This window comes from Pseudoxanthomonas sp. Root65 (assembly GCF_001427635.1).
Lineage (GTDB): Bacteria > Pseudomonadota > Gammaproteobacteria > Xanthomonadales > Xanthomonadaceae > Pseudoxanthomonas_A.
In genome coordinates this window covers 351960-367109 of sequence record NZ_LMHA01000002.1, presented here as the reverse complement: position 1 = coordinate 367109, position 15150 = coordinate 351960, and the positions used below count along the sequence as shown (strand labels likewise).

Here is a 15150-nt window from a genome sequence, read left to right as displayed (position 1 = left end):
GGCCGGATCACTCGGCCGATGCGACTTTCTGCGCCGGCGGATTCTGGTAAATCAGGTACGGCTCGGACTTGTGCTCGATCACCGACTCGTCCACGACCACCTTGCTGACGTTCTCCAGCGACGGCAGTTCGTACATCGTGTCCAGGAGCACCGACTCGACGATGGTGCGCAGGCCGCGCGCGCCGGTCTTGCGCTTCAGCGCCTTGCGGGCGATCGCCGCCAGCGCGTCGGGACGGAACTCGATCTCCACGCCCTCCATCTCGAACAGCTTCTTGAACTGCTTGGTGATGGCGTTCTTGGGCTCGGTCAGGATCTTGACCAGCGCGGTCTCGTCCAGCTCTTCCAGTGTGGCGACCACCGGCAGGCGGCCGACGAACTCGGGGATCAGGCCGAACTTGATCAGGTCTTCCGGCTCGACTTCCGACAACACCTTGCCGACTTCCGACTTCTTCTCCGAGCTCTTCACCTTGGCGCCGAAACCGATGCCGCCGGCTTCGGTGCTGCGCTGCTGGATGATCTTGTCCAGGCCGGCGAACGCGCCGCCGCAGATGAACAGGATGTTCTTGGTGTCGACCTGCAGGAATTCCTGCTGCGGATGCTTGCGGCCGCCCTGCGGCGGAACACTGGCCACGGTGCCTTCGATCAGCTTGAGCAGCGCCTGCTGCACGCCTTCGCCGGACACGTCGCGGGTGATCGAGGGGTTCTCGCTCTTGCGCGAGATCTTGTCGATCTCGTCGATGTAGACGATGCCCTGCTGCGCCTTGTCGACATCGTAGTCGCACTTCTGCAGCAGCTTCTGGATGATGTTCTCGACGTCCTCGCCCACGTAGCCGGCTTCTGTCAGCGTGGTGGCGTCGGCGATGGTGAACGGCACGTTGAGCAGGCGCGCCAGCGTTTCGGCCAGCAGCGTCTTGCCCGAACCCGTCGGACCGGCCAGCAGGATGTTGGACTTGGCCAGTTCGACCTCGTCGTTCTTGCTGCGGCTCTCGATGCGCTTGTAGTGGTTGTAGACCGCCACCGCCAGCGTGCGCTTGGCGCGGTTCTGGCCGATCACGTACTGGTCCAGGACCTCGAGGATCTCGCGCGGCTTGGGCAGGTGGCTGCGGGCGGACTGCGCCTTCTCTTCCAGTTCTTCGCGGATGATGTCGTTGCACAGCTCCACGCATTCATCGCAGATGAACACGCTGGGGCCCGCGATCAGCTTGCGCACCTCATGCTGGCTCTTGCCGCAGAACGAGCAGTACAGGATTTTGGTGCTGTCGCCGGAACGGCCCTGACGATCTTCGCTCATGCTGGTATTACTCGGTCGCTCAACCTGCCCGGAAGGGCTTGCGGTCGGAGAATAGCACACGGTCCCGGCTTGTCGGCCGGGACGGTGAACAGGGGGATTTGTGCCTGAAAAGCGGCAATCCGGGGATCAGGCCGACTGGATGGTGTCTTCCGGACGGCGCTCGAGCACCTGGTCGACCAGGCCGTAGGCCTGCGAATCCGCCGCGCTCTTGAAGTTGTCGCGCTCGGTGTCGCGCTCGATGGTTTCCAGCGACTGACCGGTGTGGTGGGACAGAATCGCGTTCAGCTTCGCGCGCAGGGTCAGGATCTCGCGGGCGTGGATGTCGATGTCCGTCGCCTGGCCTTGGAAGCCGCCGAGCGGCTGGTGGATCATCACGCGCGAATTCGGCAGGGCGTAGCGCTTGCCCTTCGCGCCCGCCGCCAGCAGCAGCGCGCCCATGCTGGCCGCCTGGCCCACGCAGATCGTGCTGACGTCCGGCTTGATGTACTGCATGGTGTCGTAGATCGCCATGCCGGCGGTCACCACGCCACCGGGCGAATTGATGTACAGGCTGATGTCCTTCTCCGGATTTTCCGCTTCCAGGAAGAGCATCTGCGCCACGATGACATTGGCCACGTGGTCGTCCACGCCGCCGACCAGGAAGATCACGCGTTCCTTCAGCAGGCGGGAATAGATGTCGTAGGCGCGCTCGCCGCGGCTGGTCTGTTCGACCACCATCGGCACCAGGTTGAGGGCTTGGGTTCGGATGCTCATTGGGTTATCGCGCCTGTCGTTCGTGGGAAGGTCCGGCCTAGGATAGCCGGACGCTCTGCCCGGGCGGGCGCCCGGATCAGTTGCGGATGGCTTCCTGGAAGGAAAGCGCCTGCTCGGTGTGCTGGGCGCGCTCGGCGATCCAGTCGATCACCTGCTCCTCCATCACACGACCCTGCAGACTATTCATCAACTGGGGATCATTGCGGTACAACTCAATGACCTGCTCCGGCTCTTCGTAGGTCGAGGCGATCAGGCGCAGCGTCTCGTTCAGGCGCTTCGGGTCCAGGCGGAGCTGGTTGCGGCGGGCCACCTCGCCCACCAGCAGGCCGACCAGGACGCGCTTGCGGGCGGCATCCGTGAAGCCCTCGTGGGCATTGTCCGGGATCTGCACCTGCTGGCCCTGGCGGCGGGCCTGCTCGGCCGCCTGCTGCACCATCACGCGCGCCTCGTTCTCGACCAGGCGCGGCGGCATCTCCACATGCGCATAGGCGGCGATCAACTGCTCGCCGACTTCACGACGCAGGCGGGTCATCAGCGCACCCTTCAGCTCGCGCTCGAGGTTGCTGCGGATATCGGCACGGAACTGCTCGGCATCGCCACTCTTCACGCCGAAGCTGCGGATGAACTCGCGATCCACGTCCGGCAGCACCGACTCGGCCACATCGGTGACCTTGACGTGCACGTCGACCTGCCGGCCCGCCAGCTGCGGCACGCGCCAGTCGGCCGGGAACGTGACCGACACGGTCTTCTCGTCACCCTTCGCCAGGCCCACGAGCGCCTGTTCGATGTCGCCGAACATTACGCCCGAGCCGATCAGGGTCGCACCCTTCTCGACGCCCTCGGCCGGCATGCGCTCGTCCCCGGCCTGCGACCAGGTCTCCAGGCCCACGCGATCCCCGTCCTTCGCGCCGCGCTCGACGGCCTGGAACGTACGACGCTGCATGCGCAGGTTGTCGATCATCTGGTCGATGTCGGCGTCGGTCACTTCGGCGGTGTTGCGCACCACGTTCAGCTTGGCCACGTCGATGTCGCCGAAGTCCGGCACCACTTCGAAGGTGGCGACGAAGTCGAGTTCGCCCTCGCCCTGCTTCTCGATGCGCGGGTTGCCGGCCAACTGCAATTCCTGCTCGCGCACGGCGTTGTTGAAGGTCTCGCGCAGCAGGCCGTCGAGGGCTTCGGCACGCACCTGGTCGCCGTAGCGCTGCTCGATGACCTTCGCCGGCACCTTGCCCGGACGGAAGCCCTTGATGCGCGCGGTACGCGACAGCTCGCGCAGGCGGCCGCCGATATGGGTGTCCAGACGCTCCGCCGGCAGGCTGAAGCTCATGCGGCGCTCGAGGTTGCCGACCGATTCGACCGAAACTTGCATACTCACTGACTCCTGCGGCCACGGCACAGCCGGGGCGATGTTGATAATCCGGGACGCCTGGGACGTGGGCGCAAGGCCCCTCCCGGCGGAACTTGCTAGTTTGGCCGATTCCGGAGCGGGCTGCCAGCGGTGGAGCCCAGAGCACGGGCGTTCCGGCCGCTTTATCGGCAGCGGGGCTCCAAAAATGGGAACGCAGCCAGCCGAGTCACGGCGGACCATCCAAGGTCGCAGCCCCATAACGGCTGGCGCTTCGCCCGCCGGGCGCGCTACGGCGCGCTCATGTCCGTGCCATCCGGCGCTCGCCGGGGCGTGGTGCGAAAGGAGGGACTCGAACCCTCACGGGGTTACCCGCTGGAACCTAAATCCAGTGCGTCTACCAATTCCGCCACTTTCGCAGTTCACCGCATTGTACCGGCCGCGCCGCCGGCAAGAAAAAAGCGCCCGGGGTGACCGGGCGCTTTCTGCTTTGGTGGGCTGTCAAGGATTCGAACCTTGGACCTATTGATTAAGAGTCAACTGCTCTACCAACTGAGCTAACAGCCCCGAAAACTGGGCGCGTAGTGTACCCGCATCCCTTGTTTGTTACAAACCCCGCCGCAGCGGAATCTTCCATCAATGGGGTGGAAGACGGGATTTGAACCCGCGACCCCCGGAATCACAATCCGGTGCTCTAACCAACTGAGCTACATCCACCACTGAAACCTGCTGTTCCCGCCGGAGTACACCACCCGTGGCGCGCCCGACAGGACTCGAACCTGTAACCGCCGGCTTAGAAGGCCGGTGCTCTATCCGGTTGAGCTACGGGCGCCCGGTCCGGATTGTCGCATCCCCGCCCTGCCGGAACACACCCTGGCGGTGCATCAGACTGGTCGGGGTAGAGGGATTCGAACCCCCGACCCTCTGCTCCCAAAGCAGATGCGCTACCAGACTGCGCTATACCCCGACGAGGGTCCCGGCGTGGCGTCTGGACGCCAACGAGGCCGCGTATTGTCGGAACCTGCGGCCCCGCTGTCAAACGGAACGTGCGGGGCGGTCGCCTTGCGATATGCTCAGCGGCATGGACAGATGTCCGGCAACCACGTGAGGGAACGATGATACGCAGCGGCAATCCGGCATTGAAGGAATCCACGTTCCTCGACCTCGGTAGCGGGACGGTCGTCTCGCGCGATGGCGAGGCAATGACGCTCAACGGCACGGTCAACAAGACCGGCATCCTGTTGCTGCTGACCGTGCTGACGGCAGCCTTCTCCTGGAGCCAGGCGCTCGGAACGGACGGCCTGCCGGCACCGGGATTCGCGCTGTACATGTGGGGAGGCGCCATCGGCGGCCTGGTCCTGGCGCTGATCACCGTCTTCAAGAAGACTTGGTCGCCCGTCACCGCACCGCTGTACGCGCTGGTGGAGGGATTCTTCCTGGGTGCGATCTCGGCGGTCTACAACGCGAAGTTCGACGGCATCGTGATGCAGGCGGTCATGCTGACCTTCGGCATCATGTTCGCGTTGCTGTTCGCCTATCGCAGCGGCCTGATCAAGGCGACCGAGAACTTCAAGCTGGGCGTGGTGGCGGCGACCGGGGGCATCGCGCTGGTCTACCTGGCCAGCATCGTGCTGGGTTTCTTCGGGATCAACATCCCGATGATCCACGAAGCCGGCTGGGTCGGCATCGCTTTCAGCCTGTTCGTGGTGGCCATCGCCTCGCTGAACCTGGTGCTGGACTTCGACTTCATCGAAACCGGCGTGGAACAGGGCGCGCCCAAGTACATGGAGTGGTATGGCGCGTTCGGCCTGATGGTCACGCTGGTGTGGCTGTACCTGGAACTGCTGCGCCTGTTGTCGAAACTGCAGTCGCGCGACTGAGTTTCCGCACACGGCACGATCAAGGGAACGGGGCGCGCAGGCGCCCCGTTTTCATTCCGCCGCCGGCACCGTGCGACGCGACGGCCACAGCATGAAGGCCAGCGCGGACACGGCCAGCAGCCAGCAATACTGCACGCTGCCGGCCAGCGCCAGCGGCGACACGGCTGCCAGCGACGCCGCCAGCAGGATCTGCGCGCCGTACGGCAGCACGCCCTGCACCACGCAGGCGAACACGTCCAGGACACTGGCTGCGCGCCGCGGACTGATGCCGTGGCGCTGCGCGATGTCCTTGGCCAGGCTGCCGGTCACCAGAATGGCGACGGTGTTGTTGGCCGTCAGGGCGTCGGAACCGGCCGCGAGCGCCGCGATGCTCAGTTCGCCGGCGCGTCGACCGGTGCGACCACGGGCAAACGCGGCAATGACTTGGGCCAGCCATGCCAGACCGCCGGTGGCCTTGATCAGCGCCGCCAGGCCACCGATGAGGATGGACAGCAGGGTGATTTCCACCATGCTCTCGAACCCCACGTAGATGTCGCCTGCGAACGAGACCACGTCGTAGTCCTGCGCCATCGCGAAGCCGAACAGGCCGGACGCGACCAGGCCGATCGCCAGTACCAGCACCACGTCCAGCCCGGCCAGCGCCAGGCCCAGCACCAGCAGGTACGGCAGCACTAGCCAGGGCGACGCGGCGTCCGGCGCTTTGACGGGCGCGGCGTCGCCCAGGACGCCGAGCAGGACCAGGGTCGCGATGGCCGCCGGCAGCGCGATCTTGAGATTCTCGCGGAACTTGTCGCGCATCTCCGCGCCCTGGCTGCGGGTGGCGGCGATGGTGGTGTCGGAGATGATCGACAGGTTGTCGCCGAACATCGCCCCGCCCAGCACCGCGCCAACGACCAGCACGCGGTCCAGTCCCGCCGCGTCGGCCACGCCCAGCGCGATGGGCACGACAGCCGCCACCGTGCCCATCGACGTGCCGATCGAGAGGGAGACGAATGCCGCCACCAGGAACAGGCCCGGCAGGATCAGGCTGGCCGGCAGCGCGCCCAACCCCAGCGCGACGACCGCATCGACGGCCCCGATCGCCTTCGACACCGTGGCGAACGCGCCCGCCAGCAGGAAGATCAGGCACATCAGCATGATGTTGCTGTCGCCCATGCCCTGCAGCAGCGTCTGCTGCGCCGGCAGGCCGCGCCGGCGCGCGAGCCAGACACCCAGGGCAAGCGCGGGCAGGATCGCCACCGGCGCACGCAACTGGTAGAAGCCCATGGCTTCGCCCTGTGCCGTGTAGTACAGGCCCGCGCCGAAGAACAGCGCCAGGAACAGCAATAGCGGAGTCAGCGCCAGCGCGCTGGGACGGACGGACATGAACAGGGCCTTCTGCGTGGGCCGCGGATTGTGCGTGCCCTTCGCCTCGCATCCAACCTCATGGATGGGACATACGCAAACAAAAACGGGACGCTGTGCGTCCCGTTTCCGTGTTGCCTGCCGGAAGCGCTCAGACGCGGCTGGCGATCGCCTTGGCGAACGACATGGTGGTGCCCTCGCCGCCCAGGTCCGGGGTCAGCGAATCCTTGGCTTCGAGCGTGGCGATGATGGCCGCGCGCAGGCGCTCGGCCTTCTCCGGCTGGCCCAGGTGGTCGAGCATCTGCGCCGCGCCCAGCAGCAGCGCGCACGGATTGGCGACGCCCTTGCCGGCGATGTCCGGCGCCGAGCCGTGCACGGCCTCGAAGATCGCCGCATCGACACCGATGTTGGCGCCCGGTGCCAGGCCCAGGCCGCCGACCAGACCGGCGCACAGGTCAGAGATGATGTCGCCGAACAGGTTGGTGGTGACGATGATGTCGAACTGCTCCGGACGCATCACCAGCTGCATGCAGGTGTTGTCCACGATCATCTCGTTGGTCTGGATCTCGGGGTACAGCGCAGCCACTTCGCGCGCCACCTTCAGGAACAGGCCCGAGGTGGTCTTCAGGATGTTCGCCTTGTGGACGATGGTGACCTTCTTGCGGCCGGTCTTGCGGGCCAGATCGTAGGCGTAGCGCACGATGCGCTCGGAACCCTTGCGGGTGATCTTCTGCGTCAGCAGCGCGGTTTCGCCGTCTTCCGAGATCGACTGACCTTCACCGATGTAGGCGCCTTCGGTGTTCTCGCGCACGGTGATCAGGTCAACGCCGGTCGGGAAGCGCGACTTGGTGTTCGGGAACGACTTGGCCGGGCGCACGTTGGCGTACAGGTCGAAGTGGCGGCGCAGCGCCACGTTGATCGAACTGAAGCCCTCGCCCACCGGCGTTGTCAGCGGGCTCTTCAGCGCCACGCCGTTCTTGCGGATCGAATCCAGCGTGGCCTGCGGCAGCAGGTCGCCGTGCTTCTCCAGCGCGACCAGGCCGGCATCGGCCTCTTCATAGGTCAGGCCGACCTTCATCACGTCGAGCACGTGCAGGGTGGCGTCCATGATCTCCGGGCCAATACCGTCGCCGCGGATGACCGTAATCGTCTGGGTCATTGAGTGGGGTTTCCGAACAGGGGCGCGCGCCGGACGGGGCCGCGACGCGTGCAGAAAGGGAGATTTGTCCCGCAATTATGCCCGATCGGCCGCCAAGCCCCCTAATCGACGATGGTCTGAGGCCGGTTCCGCCGGGCGAAAGCGGACAGGATCATCGCCGGGGCCGTCATCCCCGCGAACGGGGGTATCCGTGTCCCCGCTGCGTTTCCTTCCAACGGCTACGGCGACTGCGGAAAGCGAAGATCAGGATGGGTCCCAGCTTTCGCTGGAACGACGGCCACGCAAAAAATAGGTCCCCGGACCGCTACGGCACGACACCGGCGGACGCGGGCAGGCAAGGTGCTCGCACGAGCACCTGATCCACCTTGGCGACCTCAGTGGTCGTGCGCCGCCGGCGCGTCGGCCTGTCCGCCTTCCAGCTGGTCGAGGAAATCCACCGCGCGGCGCAGGTGCGGGATGACGATGGAGCCGCCCACCACCAGGCCGACCGAGAAGGTCTCGAAGAACTCCTCGCGCGTCACCCCGGCCTCCTTGCACTGGGCAACGTGGTAGCTGATGCAGTCGTCGCAGCGCAGCACCATCGAGGCGACCAGGCCCAGCAGCTCCTTGGTCTTCACGTCCAGCGCGCCGGCCTGGTAGGTCTGCGTGTCCAGGGCGAAGAAGCGGCGAACGACCTGGTTGGGCTCGTCCAGGATCCGCTTGTTCATCCGCTGGCGGAACTCGGTGAAGGCCTTCACCCGGTCCTGGCTGTCGTCGGCGGCGCTCATGCGGCCTCTCCTGCGAGCAGTGCGTCGAGCTTGCCGGCGCGGTGCAGCGCGATCATGTCGTCGTAGCCGCCCACGTGCACCTCGCCCACGAAGATCTGCGGCACGCTGGTGCGCTTGGCGGTGGCGATCATCTTCTCGCGCTCGGCCGGGTCCAGGTCGATCCGCACCTCGGTCCAGGACTGGCCCTTGCTCTTCAGGAAGTTCTTCGCCGCCACGCAGTAGGGGCAGATGGCGGTGCTGTAGATGGTGATCTGGGGCGCGGTGGCGCCCGTCGGGGTGTCGCTCAAGGGAAGTCTCCGGAACGAAAGGGACATGCAGCGGTCCCAGCCAATATCGGGCAGGCCGCGCCGTCTTCCAGTGAACGAAGTGGAACAGTGCGAACCGGAACCGGTCCGGTTAACCACGTATTCACTCGCCCGGATCGACGACCGGTCATCCTGATGAAGACGCCCATTATCCGCCACGGAGCCCCGTTTGCGTCCCTTGCTGCTCGCCACCGCCCTGACCCTGGCCCTCGCCGCACCGCTGGCGTCGTCGCAGGAAAGCCGCCTGCCCGACATCGGCTCGTCCGCGGGCGAACTGCTCACGCCAGCGCGGCAGGCCCAGTACGGCGGGATGATGCTGCGCGAACTGCGCAACTACGGCTACCTGCTCGAAGACCCGCTGATCACCGACTGGCTGCAGGGTGTCGGTGGCCGGCTCGGCGCGGACAGCGACAACCCGCAGCAGTCCTATACCTTCTTCATGATGCGCGACCGGCAGATCAACGCCTTCGCCACGCTGGGCGGCTACATCGGCATGAACGCCGGCCTGGTGCTGACGGCCGACCGCGAGGACGAGGTGGCCGCGGTGCTCTCGCACGAAATCGCCCACGTCACCCAGCAGCACGTGCTGCGCGGCGTGGAGCGCGCCCAGCGCGACCAGATCCCGATCCTGCTGGGCATGCTGGGCGCCATCGTGCTGGCGCAGGCGGCCGGCGGCAGCTCCAGCGGCGACGCCTCGCAGGCCGCCATCGCCAGCGCGATGGGCCTGATGCAGCAGCGCCAGATCGACTACACCCGCTCCAACGAATCCGAAGCCGACCGCGTGGGCATCCGCACCCTGTCCCGCGCCGGCTACGACATCGATGCGATGGCCGGCTTCTTCGCCAAGCTGCAGCAGGCGACCCGGGTGGCGCGCGGCAGCGGCCGCGAACAGGTGCCCGACTACCTGCAGACCCACCCGGTCACCACCACCCGCATCAGCGAGGCCCGCCAGCGCGCCGACCAGTTGCGCGGCGACCAGGTCACCGCCGTGACCACGGTGCCCGGCGGCGAACGCGTGGAGCGCTTCGACCGCACCGGCATCGTCCTGCCGGAAACGCGCAGCGACAATCCGCTGCTGCCGATTCCGGTGACCCTGCCGTCGCAGGCCTTCCGCCAGGCCGACACCGGCCAGTTCGACTGGGCCCGCGAACGCCTGCGGGCGCTCAGCGCGAGCACGCCATCGGCCGCCGTCCGCGAGTACGAGACCCTGCGCCGGCAGGCCGGCAAGCCGCTGACCGGGCCGGAACGCTACGGGCTGGCCGTGGCCCACCTGCAGGGCGGCGACACCCGTACCGCGCTGGCCGAACTGCAGCGGCTGGCCGACGAGCACCCCGACAACCTGTGGCTGTCCCTGACGCTGGGCGAAGCCGAATCCCGCACCGGCAACGCGGCGACGGCCAATCGCCGCTTCGACGCACTGATGCAGCGCTACCCGCAGAACCGTCCGGTGGCCCTGACCTACGCCAAGGTGCTGAACGAACAGGGCGGCCGCGAAGCCGGGCAGCGCGCGCAGGCCCTCCTGCGCCCGATGATGGCCCGCGCCGGCGACGACCCGGTGTTCCAGCAGCAGTTCGCCCGCGCCAACGAACTGGCCGGCGACACCGCCCGCGCCGGCGAAGCCTATGCCGAGGCCGCCTACCTGAACGGGCGGCCGGAGCAGGCGCTGATCCAGCTGCAGAATCTCAAGAACCGGAGCGACCTGGACTTCTACGCCCGCGCCCGGGTCGATGCCCGCATCGCCACCATCACCCCGGAAGTGCTGGAACTGCGCCGCCAGGGGATCCGCGATCCGGATGTGGAGCGGCGCTGACCGGCCGTCGGCACGCCGCCATGACACTCCTGCGGCATGTCATGTAAACGTCACAAAATTGTCGTCTACTGCCAACGTCCCCCCCGCACCCGGATCCTGCGTGCAGAAGCACATCCTGATCGTCGACGACGAACCCGCCATCCGCGACATGGTGGCGTTCGCCCTGCGCAAGGGCGAATACGAGCCGATCCACGCCGGCGACGCCCGTGAAGCCCAGAACGCCATCGCCGATCGCGTGCCCGACCTGATCCTGCTGGACTGGATGCTGCCCGGCACCAGCGGCCTGGAGCTGGCCCGCCGCTGGCGCAAGGACGCCATGACGCGCGACGTGCCGATCATCATGCTGACCGCCCGTGGCGAGGAGAACGACCGCGTCGGCGGGCTGGAAGCCGGCGTGGACGATTATGTGGTCAAGCCCTTCTCCGCCCGTGAGCTGCTGGCCCGCATCCGCGCCGTCATGCGCCGCTCGCGCGACGACGATGAGGACGGCAGCGTCGCCGTCGGCAACCTGCGCATCGACGGTGCGGCCCATCGCGTGTTCGCCGGCGACACCCCGGTCGCCATCGGCCCTACCGAGTACCGCCTGCTGCACTTCTTCATGACCCACCCCGAGCGCGTCTACTCGCGCACGCAGTTGCTCGACCATGTCTGGGGCGGCAGCGTCTACGTGGAAGAACGGACCGTCGACGTGCATATCCGCCGTCTGCGCAAGACCCTGGAGCCGCATGGCCTGGAAAACATGGTGCAGACCGTGCGGGGGTCGGGCTACCGGTTCTCGGCGGCGATGTGAGGTCGTCGCGGGAATCGGGAATCGGTAAAAGAGCGTATCGACGTTGCCCGTCATCCCGGCGCACGCCGGGCTCCACCGTGATCTTGCCGTTGCCCGCCTAAGCAACGGCACATGCCACCGCAACAGGGATCCCGGCGCGCACCGGGATGACGGAAAGACAGTCTTCCCCCTGCCCCCTCCCCTGCTGTCATACACATCTGCCTACAATCGGCCCATGCCCCACGATATCCGTTCCGCGTGGTTCAAGACGCTCGGCCAGCTGGCGCTGGTGCTGGCGCTCGCGGTCGTGGTCGGTCTGCTGCTGGGCCAGGTGTGGCCGGTCGTCACTGCCGCCGCGCTCGGCGTGGTGACGTGGCACTACTGGCGGCTGCGCAAGGTGCTGCTGCGCCTGACCGCGCGCCAGCGGCTCGAGCCCGCGCAGGGCAAGGGCGTCTGGAACGAACTGGACCGCCTGCTGTTCCGTGGTCAGGCCGAGATGCGTACGCGCAAGCGCCGCCTGCTCGACATGCTGCGTGCCTACCGCGCCGCCGCCGCCGCACTGCCGGATGCGGTGGTGGTGGTGGAGCGCAACAGCCAGCGCGTGCAGTGGTTCAACAAGGCCGCGACCAGCCTGCTGGGCCTGCAATATCCCTCCGACATCGGTGCGCCGGTCGGCGACCGCCTGCAGCCGCTGCCGTTGTCGCACTGGCTGGCGGCCGGCCGCAACGCCGAGCCGATGCTCGATGCCGCCTCGCCGGTCGACCCCCATCTGCGCCTCAACCTGCGGCTGATTCCGTATTCCGACGAGTACTGGCTGCTGGTCGCGCGCGACGTCAGCAAGATGCTGCGGCTGGAACAGATGCGCCGAGACTTCGTCGCCAACGTCTCGCACGAACTGCGCACGCCGCTGACCGTCGTGCACGGCTACCTCGACATGCTGGAACCCACCGAGTATCCGGACTGGGCGCCGATGCTGAGCGAGATGCAGAAGCAGTCCCAGCGCATGACCCAGCTGGTGGAAGACCTGCTGACGCTGTCGCGGCTGGAAGCGCAGGACAGCCTGCCCGACGAGAACGTGGCCATGGCGCCGATGCTCGCCACGCTGCGCCGCGAAGCCGAAGCGCTGAGCCAGCGCCGCCACACCATCGTGATCCAGGACGAAGCCAACCTGGACCTGTCCGGCTCCAACAAGGAACTGCACAGCGCCTTTTCCAACCTGGTCAGCAATGCGGTGCGTTATACGCCGGTCGGCGGCACCATCACCGTGCGCTTCGCGCGCGAGGGCGACGGCGCCGTGCTCAGCGTGCGCGACACCGGCTACGGCATCCCCACCTCACACCTGCCGCGCATCACCGAGCGCTTCTATCGCGTCTCCACCAGCCGTTCGCGCGAAAGCGGCGGCACCGGCCTGGGCCTGTCGATCGTCAAGCATGTGCTGAACCTGCACCAGGCCCGCCTCGAGATCGAAAGCGAAGTCGGCCAGGGCAGCGTGTTCTCCATCCATTTCGGTGCCGAGCGCGTCGAGCCACGCCTCGACGCTTTCAGCCCCCACACCACGGACAGCCAGACCGCATGAACGCCGCCCTGGACACCACGCCCCCGCCTGCGACCGGCGAAGACGCGCTGCGCGATCCCTCGCTCTACCTGAACCGCGAACTGTCCCAGCTGGACTTCAACTTCCGCGTGCTGGCGCAGGCGCAGGACCCGTCGGTGCCGCTGCTGGAGCGCCTGCGCTTCCTGTGCATCTCCTGCACCAACCTGGACGAGTTCTTCGAGATCCGCGCCGCCACGGTGCGCCATGCACTGGACTTCGGCCTGCCGCCCGGCGCCGACGGCATGAGCCCGGCCACCGTGCTCAACAAGATCCACGACCGCGCCGCCGAACTCGTGGATGCGCAGTACCGCTGCTGGAACGACGTGCTGCGCCCCGGCCTGGCCGAGGCCGGCGTGCGCGTGTTCGGACGCGACAGCTGGAATGCGCGCCAGACCCGCTGGCTGCGCGCCTACTTCCGCAACGAGATCATGCCGGTGCTGTCGCCGCTGGGCCTGGATCCGGCGCATCCGTTCCCGAAGATCCTCAACAAGTCGCTCAACATCGTGGTGGTGCTGAAGGGCAAGGACGCGTTCGGCCGCGCCGGCCACCTGGCCATCGTGCGCGCGCCGCGCTCGCTGCCGCGCATCATCCACCTGCCGCAGCGCGTGTCGGGCGGCGAGAACGATTTCGTGCTGCTGTCCTCGGTGCTGTCTGTGTTCGTGGACGAGCTATTCCCCGGCATGGAGGTGAAGGGCTCCTACCAGTTCCGCGTGACCCGCAATTCCGAAGTCGTCGTGGACGAAGAGGAAGTCGAGAACCTCGCGCTGGCGCTGCGCGACGAACTGGTCGGCCGCGGCTACCGCCCCGCCGTACGGCTGGAGATCGCGCACGACTGCCCCAAGCCCATCGTGCGGCAGCTGCTGCAGAACTTCGGGCTGACCGAAAACGCCGTGTACCCCATCCATGGCCCGGTCAACCTCAACCGCGTGATCCAGGTGTACGACCTGGTGCAGCGACCGGAACTGAAGTACCCGGTCTTCACGCCGCGTCCCCTGCGCGACAGCGAAGCCATCTTCGAGAAGGTCGCCGACGACGACGTGCTGTTGCACCACCCCTTCGATTCGTTCGGCGCCGTGCTGGACCTGATCAAGCAGGCGTCGGTGGACCCCGACGTGCTGGCGATCAAGCAGACGCTGTATCGCACCGGCAAGGACTCGGCGATCGTCGAGGCGCTGGTGCAGGCGGCACGCAACGGCAAGGACGTGACCGTGGTGGTCGAGCTGCGTGCGCGCTTCGACGAGGACGCCAATCTCGGCGTGGCCGACAAACTGCAGGAAGCCGGCGCCCAGGTCGTGTACGGCGTGGTGGGCTACAAGACCCACGCCAAGATGCTGCTGATCGTGCGCCGCGAAGGGCGCAAGCTGCGCCGCTACGTGCACCTCGGCACCGGCAACTACCACAGCGGCACCGCCCGCGTGTACACCGACATCGGCCTGCTCACCTCCGACCCGGACATCGGCAGCGACGTGCACCTGCTGTTCCAGCAGCTGTCCGGCCTGGCGCCCACCACCAAGCTCAAGCGCCTGCTGCAATCGCCGTTCACCCTGCACCCCGGGCTGATCAAGAAGATCGAGCGCGAAGCCAAGCTGGCCCGGGCCGGCAAGCCGGCGCGCATCATCGCCAAGATCAATGCCATCAACGAACCGCGGATCATCCGTGCGCTGTACGCGGCCTCGCAGGCCGGCGTGCGGATCGACCTGATCGTGCGCGGCGCGTGCGCCCTGCGCCCCGGCGTGCCCGGCATCTCCGACAACATCCGCGTGCGTTCCATCGTCGGGCGCTTCCTCGAACACAGCCGCCTGTACTGGTTCGGCAACGACGGTGCGCCGGAACTGTACTGCGCCAGCGCCGACTGGCTGGAGCGCAACCTGCTGCATCGCGTGGAAACCTGCTTCCCGATCCTGGACAAGGACCTGGCCGCGCGCGTGTTCAAGGAAGGGCTACAGAACTACCTGGACGACAACTGCAACGCCTGGGAACTGCAGGCCGATGGCGGCTACGTCAAGCTGACGCCCGGCGACGACACGCCACACTCGGCGCAGGGTCTGCTGTTGGCCAAGGTGTGAGGCGACCCAACCATGCGGCCGGCGACGATGCGTCATCTCGTCGCATGGCAGCAATGCGCGTCGCCAT

The 15150-nt window shown here is 67.1% G+C and carries 12 protein-coding genes and 5 tRNA genes; 5 read left to right on the top strand and 12 right to left on the bottom strand.

Translation table 11 applies throughout. From position 1 onward, the window contains the following. Positions 1-7: 7 nt before the first annotated feature. The 8 genes from clpX to ASD77_RS12210 all read right to left on the bottom strand — a co-directional run bounded on the left by clpX (position 8) and on the right by ASD77_RS12210 (position 4356). Complete coding sequence (clpX, locus tag ASD77_RS12245; protein WP_055941984.1) at positions 8-1291, bottom strand: ATP-dependent Clp protease ATP-binding subunit ClpX; 1284 nt, start codon at positions 1289-1291, stop codon at positions 8-10. A gap of 126 nt (positions 1292-1417) precedes the next feature. Beyond that, positions 1418-2044 (bottom strand): ATP-dependent Clp endopeptidase proteolytic subunit ClpP, encoded by a 627-nt coding sequence (clpP, locus tag ASD77_RS12240; RefSeq protein WP_055941981.1) that lies wholly within the window; start codon positions 2042-2044, stop codon positions 1418-1420. Between the two features lie 76 nt (positions 2045-2120). Beyond that, positions 2121-3413: a trigger factor gene (gene tig / locus ASD77_RS12235; protein ID WP_055941978.1), complete on the bottom strand. Its 1293-nt coding sequence runs from the start codon at positions 3411-3413 to the stop codon at positions 2121-2123. 310 nt (positions 3414-3723) lie between these two features. After that, positions 3724-3808: transfer RNA gene (locus ASD77_RS12230), tRNA-Leu, on the bottom strand. A 72-nt stretch (positions 3809-3880) separates the two neighbouring features. Then, positions 3881-3956, bottom strand: a tRNA-Lys gene (locus tag ASD77_RS12225). Between the two features lie 73 nt (positions 3957-4029). Continuing rightward, a tRNA-His gene (locus ASD77_RS12220) sits at positions 4030-4106 on the bottom strand. Positions 4107-4144: 38 nt separating this feature from the next. Further along, positions 4145-4221 (bottom strand) — tRNA-Arg (locus ASD77_RS12215). A 58-nt stretch (positions 4222-4279) separates the two neighbouring features. Next, positions 4280-4356: transfer RNA gene (locus ASD77_RS12210), tRNA-Pro, on the bottom strand. 148 nt (positions 4357-4504) lie between these two features. Here ASD77_RS12210 and ASD77_RS12205 point away from each other — a divergent pair. After that, complete coding sequence (locus ASD77_RS12205; RefSeq protein WP_327194194.1) at positions 4505-5269, top strand: Bax inhibitor-1/YccA family protein; 765 nt, start codon at positions 4505-4507, stop codon at positions 5267-5269. Positions 5270-5320: 51 nt separating this feature from the next. Here ASD77_RS12205 and ASD77_RS12200 read toward each other — a convergent pair whose 3' ends face one another. The 4 genes from ASD77_RS12200 to grxC all read right to left on the bottom strand — a co-directional run bounded on the left by ASD77_RS12200 (position 5321) and on the right by grxC (position 8826). Continuing rightward, positions 5321-6634 carry a Na+/H+ antiporter NhaC family protein gene (locus ASD77_RS12200; RefSeq protein ID WP_055941975.1) on the bottom strand — a complete coding sequence of 438 codons (1314 nt, stop codon included), beginning with the start codon at positions 6632-6634 and terminating at the stop codon, positions 5321-5323. Between the two features lie 130 nt (positions 6635-6764). Then, positions 6765-7772 (bottom strand): isocitrate dehydrogenase, encoded by a 1008-nt coding sequence (locus ASD77_RS12195; protein WP_055941972.1) that lies wholly within the window; start codon positions 7770-7772, stop codon positions 6765-6767. 374 nt (positions 7773-8146) lie between these two features. After that, positions 8147-8539 carry a carboxymuconolactone decarboxylase family protein gene (locus tag ASD77_RS12190; protein WP_055941968.1) on the bottom strand — a complete coding sequence of 131 codons (393 nt, stop codon included), beginning with the start codon at positions 8537-8539 and terminating at the stop codon, positions 8147-8149. Beyond that, positions 8536-8826, bottom strand: coding sequence for a glutaredoxin 3 (grxC, locus tag ASD77_RS12185; RefSeq protein ID WP_235578534.1), 291 nt, complete (start codon positions 8824-8826; stop codon positions 8536-8538). Before grxC ends, ASD77_RS12190 begins: the two co-directional genes overlap by 4 nt. Before the next feature lie 187 nt (positions 8827-9013). Between grxC and ASD77_RS12180 the strand changes: the two genes are divergently transcribed. The 4 genes from ASD77_RS12180 (at position 9014) to ppk1 (ending at position 15083) form a co-directional block, all read left to right on the top strand. Continuing rightward, positions 9014-10654 carry a M48 family metalloprotease gene (locus tag ASD77_RS12180; protein WP_055941962.1) on the top strand — a complete coding sequence of 547 codons (1641 nt, stop codon included), beginning with the start codon at positions 9014-9016 and terminating at the stop codon, positions 10652-10654. A 100-nt stretch (positions 10655-10754) separates the two neighbouring features. Then, positions 10755-11444 carry a phosphate regulon transcriptional regulator PhoB gene (gene phoB, locus ASD77_RS12175; RefSeq protein WP_055941959.1) on the top strand — a complete coding sequence of 230 codons (690 nt, stop codon included), beginning with the start codon at positions 10755-10757 and terminating at the stop codon, positions 11442-11444. A gap of 214 nt (positions 11445-11658) precedes the next feature. Then, complete coding sequence (phoR, locus tag ASD77_RS12170; protein ID WP_055941956.1) at positions 11659-12999, top strand: phosphate regulon sensor histidine kinase PhoR; 1341 nt, start codon at positions 11659-11661, stop codon at positions 12997-12999. Beyond that, on the top strand, positions 12996-15083 hold the full coding sequence (gene ppk1 / locus ASD77_RS12165; RefSeq protein ID WP_055941953.1) for a polyphosphate kinase 1: 2088 nt from the start codon (positions 12996-12998) through the stop codon (positions 15081-15083). Before phoR ends, ppk1 begins: the two co-directional genes overlap by 4 nt. Positions 15084-15150: the final 67 nt, after the last annotated feature.

Coding starts and splice junctions, on each gene's coding strand:
- clpX (WP_055941984.1), bottom strand. CDS start 1,291: ATGAGCGAAGATCGTCAGGGCCGTTCCGGCGACAGCACCAAAATCCTG.
- clpP (WP_055941981.1), bottom strand. CDS start 2,044: ATGAGCATCCGAACCCAAGCCCTCAACCTGGTGCCGATGGTGGTCGAA.
- tig (WP_055941978.1), bottom strand. CDS start 3,413: ATGCAAGTTTCGGTCGAATCGGTCGGCAACCTCGAGCGCCGCATGAGC.
- ASD77_RS12205 (WP_327194194.1), top strand. CDS start 4,505: ATGATACGCAGCGGCAATCCGGCATTGAAGGAATCCACGTTCCTCGAC.
- ASD77_RS12200 (WP_055941975.1), bottom strand. CDS start 6,634: ATGTCCGTCCGTCCCAGCGCGCTGGCGCTGACTCCGCTATTGCTGTTC.
- ASD77_RS12195 (WP_055941972.1), bottom strand. CDS start 7,772: ATGACCCAGACGATTACGGTCATCCGCGGCGACGGTATTGGCCCGGAG.
- ASD77_RS12190 (WP_055941968.1), bottom strand. CDS start 8,539: ATGAGCGCCGCCGACGACAGCCAGGACCGGGTGAAGGCCTTCACCGAG.
- phoR (WP_055941956.1), top strand. CDS start 11,659: ATGCCCCACGATATCCGTTCCGCGTGGTTCAAGACGCTCGGCCAGCTG.
- ppk1 (WP_055941953.1), top strand. CDS start 12,996: ATGAACGCCGCCCTGGACACCACGCCCCCGCCTGCGACCGGCGAAGAC.